Here is a 17,930-nt window from a genome sequence, read left to right as displayed (position 1 = left end):
AGCATTTGTTTTTTGTACAATAGAGAGTAGTAAGAAAATGAAGGAATGAATATGTCAATACATAATACAGAAGCTAGTCAGAGAGCAGAATTACACCGTAAAATCTGGGCGATTGCTGACGATGTACGTGGAGCTGTGGATGGATGGGATTTCAAACAGTATATACTGGGAATCCTTTTCTACCGTTTTATTTCAGAACACATGGCAAACTACTTTGACCATGCTGAACATGAAGCAGGTGATTTGGACTTTCGCTATGCTGACTTAGCAAATGAAGAAGCAGAAGAGGATTTCCGACCTGGAACAGTTGAGGATAAGGGATTCTTTATCCTTCCTAGTCAACTATTTGAAAATGTGGTCAAGAATGCTTCACAAAATGAAAATTTAAACGAAGAATTGGCCAATATTTTCCAATCTATTGAGAAGTCAGCGATTGGTTTTAAATCAGAGGACGATATCAAAGGCTTGTTTGATAATTTGGATACACGAAGCAATATCCTTGGTGGGACTGTACCAGAAAAAAATAAGCGCCTCTCTGACATTCTAAATGGTATCAATAGCATTAATTTTGGCAACTTTGAGGAAAATGACATTGATGCCTTTGGAGATGCCTATGAGTTCTTGATTTCCAACTATGCTAGTAATGCTGGTAAAAGTGGTGGTGAATTTTTCACACCTCAGACAGTTTCTAAATTACTGGCACAGCTAGTCATGGTTGGTAAGGACAAGATTAACAAGGTCTATGACCCAACATGTGGTTCAGGATCGCTCCTCCTTCAGATGAAAAAACAATACGAAGAACATATCTTAGAGGATGGTTTCTTTGGTCAAGAAATCAATATGACCAACTATAACTTGGCTCGGATGAATATGTTCCTGCACAATATTAACTACAATAACTTTGATATTAAGCGAGGAGATACCCTTTTAAATCCTCAACATTTAGAAGAAAAGTCTTTTGATGCTATCGTTTCTAACCCTCCATACTCTGTCAAATGGGTGGGAGATGGAGACCCAACTCTGATAAACGATGACCGTTTCGCTCCAGCAGGTAAGCTGGCTCCCAAATCAAAAGCCGACTTTGCCTTTATCATGCATAGTCTCAACCACTTGTCTAATAAAGGTCGAGCAGCTATTGTTTGTTTCCCAGGCATTTTCTATCGTGGAGGTGCTGAAAAGACCATTCGTCAGTATCTAGTAGATAACAACTTTGTTGAAGCGGTTATTGCCCTTCCAGATAATCTATTCTTTGGAACCTCTATCGCAACGACAATCTTGGTTCTGGCGAAAAATAAACTGGAAAACAAGACGCTTTTTATCGATGCTAGTAAAGAATTTAAAAAAGAGACCAATAACAATGTCTTGACCGATAGCAATATCGAACATATTGTCGAATTATTCTCTAATTATCAAAGTGTGGACTATAAAGCAGCTCTTGTTGATAATGAGGTGATTGGATCAGAGCAGGATTACAATCTTTCCGTCTCAACCTATGTCGAACAAGAAGATACTCGTGAGAAGATTGATATTGATGTGCTCAATAAAGAAATCGCTGAGACTGTTGCTAAGATTGACCACTTGCGTGCAGAGATAGATAAGATTGTAGAGGAACTTAGCCATGACAAATGATGTGATTCTCTATAGAACTGATGACGGTGAGTCCGCTATTGAGCTTCACTTGGATAATGGAACGGTCTGGCTGACCCAACAAGAACTAGCTGAGCTCTTTCAAACTTCCAAGCAAAACATTAGTAAACATATCAAGGCTATTTTTGATGATGGTGAATTAGCGGAAGAGGCAACTGTCAACTATAAGTTGACAGTTCAAAATGAAGGTAATAGAAGTGTTCAGCGAAATGTTGCCTACTATAATCTCGATATGATTTTGGCAATTGGCTATCGTGTGCGCTCCCCTCGTGGAATCCAGTTCAGACACTATGCTTCGACAGTCTTGAAAGAGTATCTGATCAAGGGCTTTGCTATGGATGATGAGCGTTTGAAAAACTTGGGTGGGGGCTCTTACTTTAAAGAACTCCTGGAAAGAATCCGAGACATTCGCTCGAGTGAAAAAGTCTTTTACCGTCAGGTTTTGGATCTTTTCGCGACATCAAGCGATTATAATGCAAATGCACCAGAGGCAAAGAAATTCTTTGCGACGGTTCAAAACAAGATGCATTATGCCATTCACCACAATACTGCGAGTGAACTCATCTATAACCGTATCGATAGCGAAAAGGAGTTTATGGGCTTGACCACTTTTAAGGGAGACCTTCCTACTTTATCCGAAGCAAAAGTTGCCAAGAACTATCTGACAGAAAAGGAACTACGTGGGCTTAATCAGCTTGTATCAGGATACCTAGACTTTGCTGAAAGGCAGGCTGAGCGAGAAGAAGTCATGACCATGGCTGATTGGGTGACGCATGTGGATCGTATCCTTCTAGCTACTGGAGAAGACTTGCTGGATAACAGTGGTTCTATCTCTCGTGAACAAATGAAGCAGAAGGTAGATAAGGAATATAAGAGCTGCCAAGCCAAGACCCTTAGTCAAGTTGAAAAAGATTACCTCAAGGAAATCAAAAGCATTGAAAATCTAGCCAAGGAAGGAGGTAAGTGATGAACATCCTAGAAGAAATCCAAAACTGTCCCGTTGAGTGGAAAGAGTTGGGGGAAGTGTGTGAAATAGAAACAGGCAAATTGAATGCCAATGAGTCTGTTGAAGATGGGAAGTATCTTTTTTTTACAACAGCAAAAGAAATAAGTCGAATAAATTCTTTTCGGTGGAATACAGAGGCATTATTGATTGCTGGAAATGCAAATGTTGGAGATGTTAAGTATTATTCAGGGAAATTTGAAGCATATCAAAGAACATATGTTTTGACAAATTTCTCACATAATGTGAAAGCTAGATTTTTGCTACACATTATCAAACAGGGACTCAAATATTATTTAGAGAATAATACAAATAAGGCGGCTATGTCTTACATTGTTATTTCAACTTTAAAATCATTTCCTATTCCTATCCCACCACTAGAAATTCAAGAAAAAATTGTGCAAATACTTGACAAAATGACTGAGTATGTTACAGAATTGACCTCAGAATTGACCTCACGTAAGAAGCAATATTCTTTTTATCGAGATAAGCTTTTATCGTTTGAAGATGAGGTTTATCAGGTTGAGTGGAAGACGCTGGGAGATATTGGTAAAGTTTCGATGTGTAGGAGAATCTTAAAAAATCAAACTTCGGATGATGGTGAGGTTCCTTTTTATAAAATTGGGACATTTGGTAGAGTTGCAACTTCTTATATTTCTAGAGAATTATTTGAGGACTATAAATTAAGGTTTTCTTATCCTAAATTGGGAGATGTTTTAATTTCGGCGTCTGGCACTATTGGTCGAACGGTTGTATTTAATGGTGAGGATTCTTATTTTCAAGATTCTAACATTGTTTGGCTTGATCATGATGAGAGCCAAGTTCTAAATCGCTACCTATATTATTTTTATCAGATGAATCCTTGGAAAGTTTCAGATGGTGGGACAATCAGTAGGCTTTATAATGGAAATATAGAAAAAACAAGAATCCCAGTTCCCTCTCTCGAAATCCAGTCCCGCATTGTTCAAGTTTTAGACAACTTTGATACGGTTTGTAACGACTTAAATATTGGACTGCCCAAGGAGATTGAACTGCGTCAAAAACAGTACGAATTTTTTAGAGAAAAACTCTTGACATTCACCGCCGAAGGCGTGTATCCTGACAGTGGACAGTGGACAGTGGCATGGGCACAATCTGACCTAATTAAGCTATTGAACTGGGTATTTGGTCCAATTCGAGTGGAGTTGGGACAAGTTGTCAATTTACAACGTGGGAAACGCCTTGTTAAAAAACAATTAACTGCTGCAGGAAGTTTCCCAGTTTATCAAAACAGCTTGACACCCTTAGGATACTTTGAACAATCAAACAGGGTAAAAGAAACCAGCTTTGTGATTTGTGCAGGAGCAGCCGGTGAAATTGGATATAGTGATACAGACTTTTGGGCGGCAGATGATGTTTATACATTAGAGACATCAGAAGATATTTCTGATAAATTTATGTATTATGTCTTGTTAAGTAAGCAAGATAAACTCAAATCACAAGTTCGAAAGGCAAGCATTCCAAGATTATCTAAGGACGCAATTGATAAAGTAACATTCTATTTACCATCCTTCGGGGAACAAGAAAGAATCGTCTCTATACTTGATAAATTCAACATCTTAACTCACTCTCTTTCTGAGGGTCTTCCTAAAGAAATAGAACAGAGACAGAAGCAGTATGAATACTGGAGAGAACAATTATTAAACTTTACTAGATAAATATCTTCAATCATCTTGAGAAAGAATCTCAATTAATACAATAAAAGGAAGCATACTATGGTTGATTATTCAAAAGTACATGAAGTAATTGCGCAAACAAATGAAGGGATTCTCTTGGCTGAGTATCAACCAGAGTATCATACAGATAGAGAATTTCAGTCTGAGGCTGATTTGGAAAATCAGTTGATTTCTGATTTGGTACATCATCTTAACTACGAACGTTTAGATATTCACACACCTACCGAACTCTTAGCAAATGCTAAGGTTCAGATTGAAAAGCTCAATAAGGTGACTTTTTCGGATGCTGATTGGAATCGCTTTGTGGTGGAATATCTGGATTGTCCTAATGAAGGGCTAGTTGAAAAAACTCGAAAAATCCAAGAAAATCATATTTACGACTTTGTCTTTGATGATGGACGGATTAAAAATATTTTCATCCTTGATAAGAAAAATATCCACAATAACAGCATGCAGGTCATTAACCAAGTAACCCAAGTGGGTAGCCATATCAACCGTTATGATGTGACCATCCTAGTAAACGGGCTTCCTCTAGTTCAGATTGAATTGAAGAAGCGTGGAGTTAGTCTGCAAGAAGCCTTTAATCAGGTTCACCGTTATAGCAAGGAAAGCTTCAATAGCGAGAATTCTTTATACAAATACATTCAGATCTTTGTTATTTCCAATGGAACTTATACACGTTACTTCGCCAATACGACGGCTCAAAATAAAAATCACTATGAATTTACTTGTGAATGGGCAGACCGCAAGAATAAAACAATTCACGATCTAGAAGACTTTACGGTCACTTTCTTGAGCAAGCGAGTCCTCTTGGAAGTCTTGACCAAGTATTGTGTTTTTGATGCTGACAATACCTTGCTTATCATGCGCCCTTATCAGATAGCAGCTACTGAGAGTATTTTGCGCAAGATTCATTCATCTAATGAAATGAAGAACTTTGGCACTATAAATGCCTGTGGCTATATCTGGCATACGACGGGTTCAGGGAAAACCTTGACCAGCTTTAAGACTGCTCGTTTGGCGACAGAGTTGGACTATATTGACAAAGTGATATTCGTCGTAGATAGAAAAGACTTAGACTATCAAACCATGAAGGAATATCAAAAATTCCAACCAAATTCAGTCAATGGTAGCAATAATACAAAAGAACTCCAACGTAGTATCGAAGAAAATGATGATCGAATTGTTGTGACGACCATTCAAAAATTAAATAAGTTTATCATTGCAAATCCAAATCATGAAATCTATGATAAGAAATGTATTTTGATCTTTGACGAATGCCACCGTTCTCAGTTTGGTAAAGCACAGAAGCGCATCAAAAAAGCTTTTAAACAGTATGCCTTATTTGGATTTACAGGGACACCAATCTTCTCAGAAAATAGCTTGACGGGTGAAACGACACAAGAAGTTTTTGGAGAACAACTTCATAATTACGTTATCACGGATGCTATTCGAGATAAAAAAGTATTGAAGTTTAAGGTCGATTACAACTACATCAAGCCTGAAATCAATAAGTACAGAGAAGCGGAGGAAGCAGTTGGCCGAGAGATTGATGAGAAGAAACTCAAAAAGATGGAGAAAAAACTTCTCCTACACCCAGAGCGGATAGCAACCATCACAGAATACTTGCTTCGAGTGTATAATACAAAAACACACCGAAATCAATACTATACCCATAAACAAAAACAACTAGCAGGATTTAACGCTATGTTGGCTGTACAAAGTATTGAAGCAGCAAAACTATACTATGAAGAACTCCAACGGCAACAGGCGGTATTACCAGAAGCTAAACGATTGAAAATCGCAACCATCTTTAGCTTTGCGCCAAACGAAGAACAGTCAGCTTATGGTGAAATTCAAGAGGAAGATCTAGAACCTCAAGATACAGCTATGCCTCTATCTTCTAAAGAGTTCCTTTCTAGAGCAATTGACGACTATAATCAAATGTTCAAGACCAACTTCTCAACCGATGGGAAAGAGTTTCAAAATTACTATCGTGACCTTTCTAAACGAGTTAAGTCCAAGGAAGTGGATCTACTGATTGTAGTAGGAATGTTTTTGACAGGATTTGATGCTCCGACTATGAATACTCTCTTTGTCGATAAAAACCTACGTTATCATGGCTTGATTCAGGCTTTTTCTAGAACCAATCGGATTTTTAACAAGGTTAAACCTTTTGGGAATATTGTTTGTTTCCGTGATTTAGAAAAGGCTACGCAAGAAGCCATAAAAACATTTGGTGATACTAATAAGCTTGACATCATCTTAGAAAAAAGCTTTAGTGAATACATGGATGGTTTTGTGGATCAGGTAACTGGTATCGAGGTCAAAGGATATACAGCAGTCTGTCAGGAAATTCTTGAGAAATTCCCGAATCCACAAGAAATTGAAAAAGAGCATGATAAAAAAGAGTTTGTTAAGCTATTTGGTGAATTGCTGAAGCTTGATAATGTTCTCAGAAATTATGATGAATTCCAAGAGATAGACAAGCCTATCTCTGAAGGTTATCTTCAAGATTTGAAGAGCGCCTATGTGGAAATTCGAGATGAATTCTTAAACCTTAAAAACTATGAAAAGAGCAAAGATTTAGAGGTTGACCTTTCAGATGTTGAATTTGAAATGGAACTCTTAAAAACAGATGAGATTAATCTGGATTATATCCTTGCATTGATTGTTGAGAAATCGAAGAATTCTGAGTCTAAAGAAGATTTGAAGGCTGAAGTTAGCCGTGTGATTCGCTCCAGTATTGATATTCGTGCTAAGGAAGATTTGGTTATGGGCTTTATCAATAATGCTGATCTACAAAAATTGAAAGACCATGATGGGATTATCAATGCTTTTTATGCTTATGGTAAGGAGTGTAAGGCAAGAGCTATCCATGAGTTGGCTGAGTCTGAAAAGCTAGTAGATGGCTATCAATTATTCATTGATCGAGCGATTCAACGTGGATATGCGGAAAATAGTGGAACAGATTTGGATGAAATCATTCCACCAACCTCTCGTCGTAAGGGAGCTCGAGAGTTGAAAAAACAGCAAATTCTTGTTAAAGTTCAGCACTTAGTTGAGATTTATAAAGGTATTTAATTTAATAGAATAAACAACACGTGAAGAGAGAAACGTAAATTTATAAAAGGAGATCATGGTGTTAGCGATTGAAGAGTGCAAAGCTGTAAATCTGACAAATCTACCTAGTTTGACGATTTTGACTGGTGATGATACAGGACAATTTGAATGGATGAAATCACAATTTTTGCATCAAATTCAATATGATGTTGCAGATTTAAATGTAGCTTATTTCGATATGAAAGAAGCTGCTTATCCAGATGTGGAGATCGATTTAGTGAGTTTGCCCTTCTTTTCCGAAGAGAAAATCGTTATTTTAGATCATTTTTTAGATATAACAACGGCTAAAAAGCGCTATTTGACAGATGATGAATTAAAATCTTTTGAGCAATATTTAGAAAATCCTGCAGATACGACAAAATTAGTCATTTTTGCAGAAGGAAAGTTAGACAGTAAACGGCGAATTGTAAAATTGCTCAAGCGAGATGGTAAAATTTTTGAAGCAAGTGAGCCCAAAGAACAAGACTTACGCACCTATTTTAGTAAGCAAGTTCAAGAACAGGGGTTAGAACTTCGTTCGCAAGTTTTAGAAGAATTGCTTATTAAATCTGGTTTCGATTTTAGTGAAATTAGTAAAAACTTAGCTTTTTTAAAGGATTATAAAAAAGATGGCATCATTACAAGCGAGGACATTGCTGAAGCAATTCCAAAAACTTTACAAGATAATATTTTTGATCTTACCCAGATGATTTTGCATCAAAAGGTGGACGCAGCGAGAAGTTTGGTACGAGATTTGACCTTGCAAGGTGAAGATGAAATCAAGCTGATTGCGATTATGTTGGGCCAGTTTCGTATATTTGCACAAGTGAAAATCCTCTTTGAAAATGGACGTAATGAAAGTCAGATTGTAGCAGATTTGTCTGGTTATTTAGGACGAAAGGTGAATCCTTATCAAATTAAATATGCCTTGCGCGATGTCCGCTCATTATCCTTGGAAATTTTACAAAAGTCTCTCTACTGCTTGATTGAAACAGATTATCAGATTAAATCAGGGGTTTACGAAAAAGATTACTTATTTGACTTAGCTTTATTAAAGATTGTAACCCACAACTTATAAGCAAATAAGTTGAAAATTTTGTGGGTCTACGTTATCATTTTCATATAAAATGATAAAGGGGAAAAACCAATGGCAATTATTTTACCTGATCTACCTTATGCTTACGATGCTTTGGAACCGTATATTGATGAAGAAACCATGCACTTGCATCATGACAAACACCACAATACTTATGTAAATAATGTAAATGCGGCGCTAGCAAAACATCCTGAAATCGGTGAGGATTTAGAGCGACTTTTAGCTGATGTTGAGACTATTCCAACCGATATCCGTCAAGCAGTAATCAATAATGGTGGTGGTCATCTCAACCATGCTCTTTTCTGGGAATTGATGACATCAGAAGAAACAGCACCATCAGCAGAATTAGCAGCAGATCTTGAAGCAACTTTTGGCTCATTTGACGATTTCAAAACAGCCTTTACGACAGCTGCAACGACTCGCTTTGGTTCAGGCTGGGCTTGGCTAGTGGTAAACAAAGAAGGTAAGCTAGAAGTGATGTCAACTGCTAACCAAGATACGCCAATCTCTGAAGGAAAAACACCTATTTTGGGAATTGATGTTTGGGAGCATGCTTACTATGTGAAATATCGCAATGTTCGCCCAGACTACATTAAAGCTTTCTTTTCAGTTATCAACTGGAATAAGGTCGATGAATTGTACAAAGCAGCGAAATAGAAAAAGACGAATCTGAAAAGGGTTCGTCTTTTTCTGTTGTCATATATCATAAGAATTACTTATAAATTCCAGCCAAATAAAACCAGATTTGTTCCTTGAGAAATTTTAGAGAATGATCATTGGTTCGATCAATGACACCGAAAACAAGATAGTGATTTCTAAACAGCAGTTCATAATCAATATGTTCTCCAATAAGGACAATTTTCCCTCTTTTATCGTATTTTCGGATTGTTTCAATTCTTTTGGTGGCATCTTTAAATGAGAAAAATTTGGATTGTACCACAAAATAAGTAGTTGGACGAAAAGTTCTTTGTGCAGAATGCGTCAATTGCAGCTTTATTTTAAATAATTGATGGATCGTGCGAAGATAGAGAGCGATAAAATATAGCGACATAGAGCTAATAAACGAAAAAGGTTGAATTTGAATCATTATGTTTCCTCCTGACTTATATCCTACCATATCAAATGAAAGATAACTGAGCAAATCCTGAACGGTCTATTATAGGTCCTGAACGGTATTTTTTGAACCATTCAGGACCTTATAGCTACCATTTGGGATTTTTACAATGCTTTTCAGAAATATTTTGAGATAATCAGAGTATAAAAAGGAAAGGAATTCTTCTGTGTACATGTTCATTTTAGAAAAAATATTTTATATTTCAAATACTGCATTATTACGACTAGAAAAATTTCAAAATTGGGGAAATAGCAATGCCACAGCACTGTTTATTCTTTTTTTTTTTGTCACTCAGCTATTTATCCATTCTATTCCCATATTAAGTATACTACTAACCGGCTCTGCTTTTAGTATGATGATAAGTTATGTTTTAATAGACGCTTATCTCAAATTACGTGTCTACTATTAGCTACGTAAAAAATAATCCGAGTTTATTTTAGAAAGGAAATCATTGTTGTGAATGTTAAGAAAACATTTGTTCCTCAAATAGATGCAAGAGATTGCGGTGTCGCTGCGCTTGCTTCCATTGCAAAATACTATGGTTCAGACTACTCTCTTGCACATCTGAGAGAACTTGCTAAGACAAGTAAAGAAGGGACAACGGCTCTTGGAATTATTCAAGCAGCACAAGAAATAGGCTTTGAGACACGACCGATTCAAGGGGATATGTCCTTGTTTGATATGGAAGCTATTCCCTATCCTTTTATCGTTCATGTTCAGAAAAAAGGTAAACTCCCACATTATTATGTTATCTATAAAAATACGAAAAAAGGTCTGCTAGTTGGAGATCCTGACCCAAGTGTAAAAATAACCAAGATCTCAAAAGAAACATTTGCAACAGAATGGACTGGTGTTGCTATTTTTTTAGCACCAGAACCTAGCTATAAACCACATAAGGATAAGAAAAATGGGCTTACTAGCTTTTTACCACTCATCTTTAAACAGCGTTCTTTGATTTTTTATATTGTCTTAGCTAGTTTGCTTGTGACCCTCATCAACATTGTTAGTTCATATTATCTGCAAGGGATTTTGGATGAATACATTCCAAATCAGATGAAATCAACTCTTGGAATCGTTTCAATTGGGCTTATCATTACTTACATCTTGCAGCAAATGATGAGTTTTTCCAGAGATTACTTATTGATTATACTTAGTCAGCGACTAACCATCGATGTAATTTTATCATATATTCGACACATTTTTGAATTACCGATGTCTTTTTTTGCTACGAGACGCACTGGAGAGATTATTTCTCGTTTTACAGATGCTAATTCCATTATTGATGCTCTCGCTTCTACAATACTTTCACTCTTTCTTGACCTTTTTATTTTGATAATGGTAGGAGGGGTACTATTATTACAGAATACCAACCTTTTCTTCCTCACTCTGCTTGCTATTCCTATCTATACAGTGATTATTTTTGCTTTTATAAAGCCTTTTGAAAAAATGAATCATGACGTCATGCAAAGTAATTCCATGGTAAATTCTGCTATTATCGAAGATATTAATGGCATTGAAACGATAAAATCTTTAACCAGCGAAGAAAGTCGTTACCAAAAGATAGACAGCGAATTTGTAAATTATTTAGATAAATCTTTTACGCTTAGTAAATATTCTATTTTTCAAACAACTCTTAAACAAGGCTTTCAATTAATTTTAAATGTGCTTATTTTATGGCTCGGTGCGCATTTAGTTATATCTGAGAAAATCTCAATTGGGCAGCTCATCACATTTACGGCTCTACTTTCTTATTTTACAAATTCTCTTGAAAGTATTATTAATCTGCAAACTAAGCTGCAATCGGCTAAGGTTGCCAACAAGCGGTTGAATGAAGTTTATTTAGTAGAGTCTGAATTTAAAACTAAGCAAACACTTATAGAGAAAGGTTTCTTGACTGGTGATATTACGTTCCATAATGTCTCCTATAAATACGGCTTCGGACGAGATACGTTATCGGATATTAACTTAACAATAAAAATAGGAGATAAGGTGAGCTTAGTCGGTATCAGTGGTTCGGGAAAGACAACGCTTGCCAAAATGATGGTTCATTTTTATGAGCCTTATAAAGGGCAAATCCGTCTCAATGGAAATGATCTTAAAATGATTGATAAGAAGACGCTTCGTCAATATATCAATTATTTACCACAACAAGCCTATATTTTTAGTGGTTCTATCTTAGAAAACCTTACATTAGGGACGAATCAAATATTTTCTCAAGAAGAGATTATTCGCGCTTGTGAAATTGCAGAAATTCGTTCGGATATTGAACAAATGCCTATGGGATATCAAACAGAATTGTCCGATGGAGCTGGTCTATCAGGTGGACAAAAGCAAAGAATTGCTCTAGCACGCGCCCTCTTAACAAAGTCACCAATTCTTATTCTTGATGAGGCAACGAGCGGATTGGATGTTCTAACTGAGAAAAAGGTCATTGACAATCTGATGGGCTTAAAAGACAAAACGATTATTTTTGTTGCTCATCGTCTCAGCATTTCAAAGCGGACAAATCAAGTGATTGTTCTTGATAAAGGGCAGATTATTGAAACTGGATCCCACGCTGAATTGATGGAAAGACAAGGCTTTTATCATCATTTATTTAATAAATAAGGAGTGAATTATGAATCCCAATTTGTTTAAAAGTGTAGAATTTTATCATCGAAGATACCATAACTTTGCGACCGTTCTTATTCTTCCTTTGGTATTGTTCGTTCTATTTCTGGTTCTTTTTTCCATTATTGGTCAAAAGGAAGTGACTGTCAAATCTATCGGTGAAATTACGCCAACGAAAGTCATTGCTATAATCCAATCAAGCAGCAATAATACGATTTTGATTAACCATTTAGCTGAAAATAAGGCAGTCGTAAAAGGAGAGTTGTTGATTCAATATGTAAAAAATATGGAAGTCTCTCAACAAACAGCTATTAAAACTCAACTTGCGACTTATCAACGACAAAAAGTTGGCTTAGAAACACTCAAATCGAGTTTGCATCAAGGGATAAATCTTTTTTCGGGTGAAGATGAATTTGGCTATGCTAATACTTTTAACAATTTTATCAAACAATCACAGGATCTATCATTAGGAATTTCAAAAAGCAATATCGAAGTCAGTAAACAAGCTTCTTTGGCTCATAACACAATTGCTGCGATTGATCAGCAAATCAATGATTTAACAAAACAGATAAATGATTATCGTGAACTGCATCAGGTCATCTCAGAGAATGCTTCACATTTACCCAAGAGTAATCCACATCAAACAACATTCAACATGTATAAGAAACAGTATCAAGCTAATCCAGATACTTCCCTCACAAATCAGTATTTGTCTCAAATTGATACCAATATATCCAATTTAAACTCTTCCATTGCGAATCTAAAGATTCAAAAAGCTGGTACTGGAACTGCGGCGACTTATGACAATAGTCTTTCTACGAAAATCGAAGTACTCCGCACACAATTTATCCAAACGGCTGACCAACAGTTAGCAACCCTTATAACGCAAATCACTGATTTACAGAATCAATTGAATCAAGCAAATGTACAGCTTCAAAACAATAGATTAGTCGCTCCCGAAACAGGTGTTCTGCATATTAGTGAAAAGTTAAAAGGGAACAACTTATTACCTAAAGGAACTGAAATTGCCCAAATCTATCCAGATATCACCAAAACAAACGAAGTCCTTATCACTTATTATGTACCTTCAGCCTATATGACAAATTTAAAAAAAGGACAAACCACTCGTTTAACTTTAGAAAAAATTGGAAAGCAGTCCATCACCATTATCGGAAATATCAATAAAATTGATACTTCCGCTACTGAAACAAAACAAGGAAACCTTTTTAAAGTAACTGCCAAAGCTAAAATTTCTAAGTCCAATGGACAAGTTATCAAGTATGGTCTACAAGGAAGAGTAACTATTGTCATTGCGAAAAAATCATTCTTTGATTACTACAAAGACAAACTGTTAAACAATGTCGAATGACCGTTTAGGACGAAATCACTACCGTTTAAGATTTAACGATTCATTATTCAACAGTTGGATTATAATAAATATATCAAAAAGGAGGTTCCTATTATGGACAAAAAACAAACATTGGATCATTTTCATACACTTACAAGTCAAGAACTCGAACAAGTCGTCGGTGGTGGCTGGTTGGAAGACTTATTTAGTCCTTATTTAAAAAAGTATAAATTAGGCAAACTTGGACAACCTGATTTAGGATAACATAAAAACCATTACTGTACTTGATATTACAGCAATGGTTTTCTTTAATTCAGATGAATCTCAAGGACATGCTGGAAACGATAATTTTGACTAGCGCTAGTAAGAGAAACATTTGGGTACCTATCCAGAATTGCTAAGACATTTGATAATCCAATTCCTCGCCCAGCTCCTTTAGAACTAACTCCTGCATCAAAAATACGGGACATGTCTATATGTTCCTCTTTTATAGTATTTTCAATGGAGAATACCTGCTTGTTTTCTGACAAAACATAAGCAATCGTCATAGTTGGAGCAGCAGCTTCAATAGCATTATCACACAAAATGGAGACAATGGTGATAAAGTCAACTAATTCCATTCCTTGCGGGTAAATATCTTCTGGAACCTCCAATGAAACGGCTACATTATGCTCTTGAGCTTGTGCAAATTTAGCAGCTAGCAGGCTCTTTAAAGCTTCATTTTTGATATGGACTAACCGTCCGATATCATACTTGGGATTGCGAAAGCGCTTATTGGAATCTTTCAAAACAGAATGATATACATTCTTTACAATACTTAGATTATTTTGTTCAATTCCTAATTTTAAGGTCATTAAAATATTTTCGTAATCATGCCGAAAATTCCGAACTTCTGTGTACAGTTCTTCAATGTGATGACTGTAGTTTTCCATATTTTTTAACTGTAAATCTTTTTGAAGCATTAAATCATTTTGGATTCTCTCTCGTAAATGACGGTCTAAATAATTGGCAACACTCACAAAAAGGATAAGATAAAGAACTACTAAACTTTCTCTAAAATTTAGTGTCTGTATGTTACTCTCGTTTTCTAAATAAGATAGAACTTGAACAATAAGATGATAAACAATCATGCTGATATTTACAAAGATGATAATTTTCTTATCGTTGTGATTAATTTTTTGAGATTTTAATGTCTTAAAATTATATTGAATTAAACGCAAAAAAAGTAATACTATCAGCGTTGCCATAATTGATGTGACAATCGGACCAAAAAAACTTTTATTGAGGCTTTCTACACTAAAACTAAATAAAGGAGATATGAAAAAAATAATCAAGCGTTGAATTAAATTCCATAGTGTGATTGGAAAAAGTCCGTAAAAAATTTTTAATGTTTTGTTGTAAGATTTTCCAACAATCCAAGAAAAAATTAAAAAATAAGTTGGACCTATCAGATAAGAAAATAGACTATTTGGAATAAAAGAAAAAATTATACTATAAAGTAAATTGGTTAGAATTGCTATCAGATATGTTCTAGTTGTTAATTTTTGTCCACTAATGTAGGAAAACAGAAACAACAATAAAAACATGTCTATGATAATCAATGATAATTGCACCATCATATCATTCCCTCCGGTGCAGGGCTGCAATGGCTTCTGTTAACCCTTTTATTTTTGCTCTGGAAATAAGACAAGTAGCACCATTCTGGAAGTGAAGGATATGATTTACTTTATCCACTTGATGGACATTAGCTGGATTAACAACAAAGGAGCGATGACATTGGTAGAACCGTTTTTCTTTTTTTAAAATATCTAAAAGATTAGCAGTAAATTCCGTACGTCCTCTATGTGTGTAAAGAACTAAGCGGTGAGGACGAGAGGAAGTTTCAATATAAAGAATATCTTTAAATGGCACTTGTATTTGTGTATGAGGTGTTTCAAAGAGAAGAGCATCGTCTGCCAGCCCTTTACCTGTTAGGCTTTCAGTATGTAGCAGTGCAGTTTCGATCCGTTTTTTAAAGATTTCTTTTGATAACGATTTGTCAAGATAATCAAGGGCACCCACTTGCAGCTTAAACGCTGTAGGCATCAATTCAGAATGACTGGTTACAAAGACAATGATGGCATAAGGATCTATCTCGCGTATCTTTTTAGCAACGTCTAAGCCCTTTTCTTCCTCGGTTTTGATTTCAATGTCTAAAAAGAAAATCTGATGGCTTCCTTTCTCAGATATGGCTTCTAGTAATTGTTTAGGTTTTCCAACAACTTCAAAATGATGATATTGAAGATGATGTTTTTCGATAATTTCTTCAACAATAGTCTCCATATAATATTGTTGAGTAAGATCATCTTCTAAAATAAAAATATTCATTTTCATAATGTTCCTGATTGATAAAATATGTAAGAATTATGTGTAATTCTAGTATTTATTATATAAAAAGGATTGGAAGTTAACAAGAACAAAATATAAAAATATTCGATAGATTCAAAAAATAAACAAACTGATAACACTTTATAGCTATCAGTTTGTTTTTGCTTACTAAAAAAAGAAATGAAAATAAATCCAATTATAAAGGATATACCAGATAGAGGCTATGAAAGTATATAAATTCCATGATACATGAAAGAGAATCTGAAGTCGGATGTTTTGACTATAACGGTAAAATAGAGATAGTGCCAATCCACTTAAAAAGTAAAAACTGAGATTGACCCAGTCTCTCTGAAGCAAGACCATGTGGCCTAATGTAAATAGACTAGCAGAAAGCAAGACGTCTAAATAATATTTTGAGTTGGTAAAGAACCGAGACATGATATACCCTCGATAAAAAAGTTCTTCTACAATCGGAGCAATCAATATCGTTATGAGAATACTACAAATATCAAAGATTTTTCCTCCACTCCAGATACCAACCTTACTGTAAAGTTTGGCATTCATAGTCGTTCGCGCCATATATTGCACCAAGTCTTTCCTTATGTCTGCCAATAAGAAAAAGATGAACAGTAAAGCAAGAAAAGCTATGATGTCGCGTTTATGGATTTTCTTCCTTTTAAAAATAGAGTGTAAATTTGCTCGTTTCAAGAGATAAAGAATGAAGAACAGCATTAATATCTCTTGAATCAACACCATAACACCAACTGCTGCCAAATTCCACTGAAACAAAATAGCAATATGAAGGGCTAAAGTTTCTGGAAGACCTGCCAGTAAAATAGTAAAAAGTATTATAAAAATGAGTGAAAATGCTAATTTCTTCATCGTATCTCCTATTTTGAGGTAACCTTATATTCTTATTCTACAAAATTTTTATAAAAGATTTCATTGAAATCCCAAATGATAGCTTTGGTGTCCTAAATGGTTAAAAATACGATTCAGGATGTCAGAAGTACCATTCAGGATTTATAAATTTATAAAATATATTATATGCTATACTAAATTTGTCAGGTTGCAACAGGACAAAAATATGAAAATAAAAAGGAGGTATTCATCATGAATACAAACTCACTCGAAAAATTTGAAGTACTGAACTCTGAAATGCTAGCAAGTGTTGAAGGGGGCTTTGGATGGGGCAATTTCTTTGGTTCTGTTTTGGGAGCTTTAGATGGTGGTGGACCAACTCTAGATCAACTAAATGGGGGAGCAACCAGAAACTTTAGAGCATGTTCTTGTTCTCCATCTGGTACGGGTGGAACACCGAATTCTTGCAATTTCTGTTAAATTTTAAAATAAATAATAAATGTGAAGGAGTGTAAATGAAAGCAATTTATAAAAATCAAATAGCTGATGTTTGGAAAATTAGCAGAGAAGCTGAACAACCCGATTGGGTGAAAGAAGCGTTTGCTAAAAATTACTTGTATTGGTTGGACGATCATCTTCGGATTTTAATGGCAGGGTTAAATCCTTCTACTGTGGAGAATTTAAAAATTGGTACAGTTGGAACAATAGGTGGTGGATTTGCAGGTTATGGTATGTATGTGTTGGGCTATATTGGTGATTATTTGGATGTTACCAATCATCGGGTAGTTTCTCAAAAAACATTTGAAAAAGAATACCGTATTCAAGAGAATTTGTAGATAAATAAATTGATTTTTCTGACCACTTTTATCGCATTTCTAAAAAGGCTCTAGGTTATAATTCACTTAGAGTCTTTGATTTTTAGCAGATTAATTTAGAACAATCACTATTCAGGACGTCAGAAGTACCATTCAGGATTTGCAGATTTATAAAATATGTTATAGGCTATACTAGATTCGTCAGGTTGCAACAGGATAAAAATATGAAAATAAAAAGGAGGTATTCATCAT

At 35.3% G+C, this 17,930-nt stretch carries 15 protein-coding genes; 11 read left to right on the top strand and 4 right to left on the bottom strand.

Annotated elements, in window-relative coordinates; all coding sequences use genetic code 11:
• The first annotated feature begins 51 nt into the window (after positions 1-51).
• The 6 genes from HMPREF2542_RS01855 to HMPREF2542_RS01830 all read left to right on the top strand — a co-directional run bounded on the left by HMPREF2542_RS01855 (position 52) and on the right by HMPREF2542_RS01830 (position 9,220).
• A complete protein-coding gene (locus tag HMPREF2542_RS01855) occupies positions 52-1,629 on the top strand; it encodes a type I restriction-modification system subunit M (protein WP_058670270.1) in 1,578 nt (525 codons plus the stop codon).
• Positions 1,619-2,614: a virulence RhuM family protein gene (locus HMPREF2542_RS01850; protein ID WP_058670271.1), complete on the top strand. Its 996-nt coding sequence runs from the start codon at positions 1,619-1,621 to the stop codon at positions 2,612-2,614. Before HMPREF2542_RS01855 ends, HMPREF2542_RS01850 begins: the two co-directional genes overlap by 11 nt.
• Positions 2,614-4,347 (top strand): restriction endonuclease subunit S, encoded by a 1,734-nt coding sequence (locus tag HMPREF2542_RS01845; RefSeq protein ID WP_070484198.1) that lies wholly within the window; start codon positions 2,614-2,616, stop codon positions 4,345-4,347. Before HMPREF2542_RS01850 ends, HMPREF2542_RS01845 begins: the two co-directional genes overlap by 1 nt.
• A 57-nt stretch (positions 4,348-4,404) precedes the next feature.
• Positions 4,405-7,449 (top strand): type I restriction endonuclease subunit R, encoded by a 3,045-nt coding sequence (locus tag HMPREF2542_RS01840; protein WP_058670272.1) that lies wholly within the window; start codon positions 4,405-4,407, stop codon positions 7,447-7,449.
• A gap of 58 nt (positions 7,450-7,507) precedes the next feature.
• Positions 7,508-8,545 carry a DNA polymerase III subunit delta gene (holA, locus tag HMPREF2542_RS01835; RefSeq protein ID WP_058670411.1) on the top strand — a complete coding sequence of 346 codons (1,038 nt, stop codon included), beginning with the start codon at positions 7,508-7,510 and terminating at the stop codon, positions 8,543-8,545.
• 69 nt (positions 8,546-8,614) lie between these two features.
• A complete protein-coding gene (locus HMPREF2542_RS01830; RefSeq protein ID WP_070484195.1) occupies positions 8,615-9,220 on the top strand; it encodes a superoxide dismutase in 606 nt (201 codons plus the stop codon).
• 55 nt (positions 9,221-9,275) lie between these two features.
• On the opposite strand, the gene HMPREF2542_RS01825 is transcribed toward HMPREF2542_RS01830, so the two are convergent.
• The gene (locus tag HMPREF2542_RS01825; RefSeq protein WP_003069929.1) at positions 9,276-9,650 is read right to left on the bottom strand and encodes a hypothetical protein; all 375 of its coding nucleotides are present in this window, start codon (positions 9,648-9,650) and stop codon (positions 9,276-9,278) included.
• 483 nt (positions 9,651-10,133) lie between these two features.
• Here HMPREF2542_RS01825 and HMPREF2542_RS01815 point away from each other — a divergent pair, with 483 nt between their 5' ends.
• The 3 genes from HMPREF2542_RS01815 to HMPREF2542_RS01805 all read left to right on the top strand — a co-directional run bounded on the left by HMPREF2542_RS01815 (position 10,134) and on the right by HMPREF2542_RS01805 (position 13,899).
• Positions 10,134-12,284 (top strand): peptide cleavage/export ABC transporter, encoded by a 2,151-nt coding sequence (locus tag HMPREF2542_RS01815; protein ID WP_058670274.1) that lies wholly within the window; start codon positions 10,134-10,136, stop codon positions 12,282-12,284.
• Between the two features lie 10 nt (positions 12,285-12,294).
• Positions 12,295-13,656, top strand: a complete 1,362-nt coding sequence (locus HMPREF2542_RS01810; RefSeq protein WP_058670275.1) for a bacteriocin secretion accessory protein — start codon at positions 12,295-12,297, stop codon at positions 13,654-13,656.
• A gap of 93 nt (positions 13,657-13,749) precedes the next feature.
• Positions 13,750-13,899 carry a ComC/BlpC family leader-containing pheromone/bacteriocin gene (locus tag HMPREF2542_RS01805; RefSeq protein ID WP_003025431.1) on the top strand — a complete coding sequence of 50 codons (150 nt, stop codon included), beginning with the start codon at positions 13,750-13,752 and terminating at the stop codon, positions 13,897-13,899.
• A gap of 44 nt (positions 13,900-13,943) precedes the next feature.
• Here the strand turns inward: HMPREF2542_RS01805 and HMPREF2542_RS10060 are convergent, their stop codons facing one another.
• The 3 genes from HMPREF2542_RS10060 to HMPREF2542_RS01790 form a co-directional block, all read right to left on the bottom strand.
• On the bottom strand, positions 13,944-14,765 hold the full coding sequence (locus HMPREF2542_RS10060; RefSeq protein WP_239684768.1) for a sensor histidine kinase: 822 nt from the start codon (positions 14,763-14,765) through the stop codon (positions 13,944-13,946).
• 490 nt (positions 14,766-15,255) lie between these two features.
• On the bottom strand, positions 15,256-16,002 hold the full coding sequence (locus HMPREF2542_RS01795) for a response regulator transcription factor (RefSeq protein ID WP_041786327.1): 747 nt from the start codon (positions 16,000-16,002) through the stop codon (positions 15,256-15,258).
• A gap of 168 nt (positions 16,003-16,170) precedes the next feature.
• On the bottom strand, positions 16,171-16,884 hold the full coding sequence (locus tag HMPREF2542_RS01790) for a CPBP family intramembrane glutamic endopeptidase (protein ID WP_058670276.1): 714 nt from the start codon (positions 16,882-16,884) through the stop codon (positions 16,171-16,173).
• A gap of 231 nt (positions 16,885-17,115) precedes the next feature.
• Between HMPREF2542_RS01790 and HMPREF2542_RS01785 the strand changes: the two genes are divergently transcribed.
• Together HMPREF2542_RS01785 and HMPREF2542_RS01780 are read left to right on the top strand one after the other, a co-directional pair.
• Positions 17,116-17,343: a ComC/BlpC family leader-containing pheromone/bacteriocin gene (locus HMPREF2542_RS01785; protein ID WP_070484187.1), complete on the top strand. Its 228-nt coding sequence runs from the start codon at positions 17,116-17,118 to the stop codon at positions 17,341-17,343.
• Between the two features lie 35 nt (positions 17,344-17,378).
• A complete protein-coding gene (locus HMPREF2542_RS01780) occupies positions 17,379-17,699 on the top strand; it encodes a hypothetical protein (RefSeq protein ID WP_003073339.1) in 321 nt (106 codons plus the stop codon).
• The last annotated feature ends 231 nt before the right edge of the window (positions 17,700-17,930 follow it).

The sequence above is a fragment of the Streptococcus sp. HMSC034B05 genome (assembly GCF_001809055.1).
Taxonomy (GTDB): domain Bacteria; phylum Bacillota; class Bacilli; order Lactobacillales; family Streptococcaceae; genus Streptococcus; species Streptococcus constellatus.
The sequence above is the reverse complement of the archived record's forward strand: the minus strand, read 5'-3'. Positions and strand labels throughout refer to the sequence as shown.

Coding starts and splice junctions, on each gene's coding strand:
- HMPREF2542_RS01845 (WP_070484198.1), top strand. CDS start 2,614: ATGAACATCCTAGAAGAAATCCAAAACTGTCCCGTTGAGTGGAAAGAG.
- HMPREF2542_RS01810 (WP_058670275.1), top strand. CDS start 12,295: ATGAATCCCAATTTGTTTAAAAGTGTAGAATTTTATCATCGAAGATAC.
- HMPREF2542_RS01780 (WP_003073339.1), top strand. CDS start 17,379: ATGAAAGCAATTTATAAAAATCAAATAGCTGATGTTTGGAAAATTAGC.
- HMPREF2542_RS01840 (WP_058670272.1), top strand. CDS start 4,405: ATGGTTGATTATTCAAAAGTACATGAAGTAATTGCGCAAACAAATGAA.
- HMPREF2542_RS01790 (WP_058670276.1), bottom strand. CDS start 16,884: ATGAAGAAATTAGCATTTTCACTCATTTTTATAATACTTTTTACTATT.
- HMPREF2542_RS10060 (WP_239684768.1), bottom strand. CDS start 14,765: ATGATTGTTTATCATCTTATTGTTCAAGTTCTATCTTATTTAGAAAAC.
- HMPREF2542_RS01850 (WP_058670271.1), top strand. CDS start 1,619: ATGACAAATGATGTGATTCTCTATAGAACTGATGACGGTGAGTCCGCT.
- HMPREF2542_RS01830 (WP_070484195.1), top strand. CDS start 8,615: ATGGCAATTATTTTACCTGATCTACCTTATGCTTACGATGCTTTGGAA.
- HMPREF2542_RS01825 (WP_003069929.1), bottom strand. CDS start 9,650: ATGATTCAAATTCAACCTTTTTCGTTTATTAGCTCTATGTCGCTATAT.
- HMPREF2542_RS01785 (WP_070484187.1), top strand. CDS start 17,116: ATGAATACAAACTCACTCGAAAAATTTGAAGTACTGAACTCTGAAATG.
- HMPREF2542_RS01795 (WP_041786327.1), bottom strand. CDS start 16,002: ATGAATATTTTTATTTTAGAAGATGATCTTACTCAACAATATTATATG.
- HMPREF2542_RS01855 (WP_058670270.1), top strand. CDS start 52: ATGTCAATACATAATACAGAAGCTAGTCAGAGAGCAGAATTACACCGT.
- HMPREF2542_RS01805 (WP_003025431.1), top strand. CDS start 13,750: ATGGACAAAAAACAAACATTGGATCATTTTCATACACTTACAAGTCAA.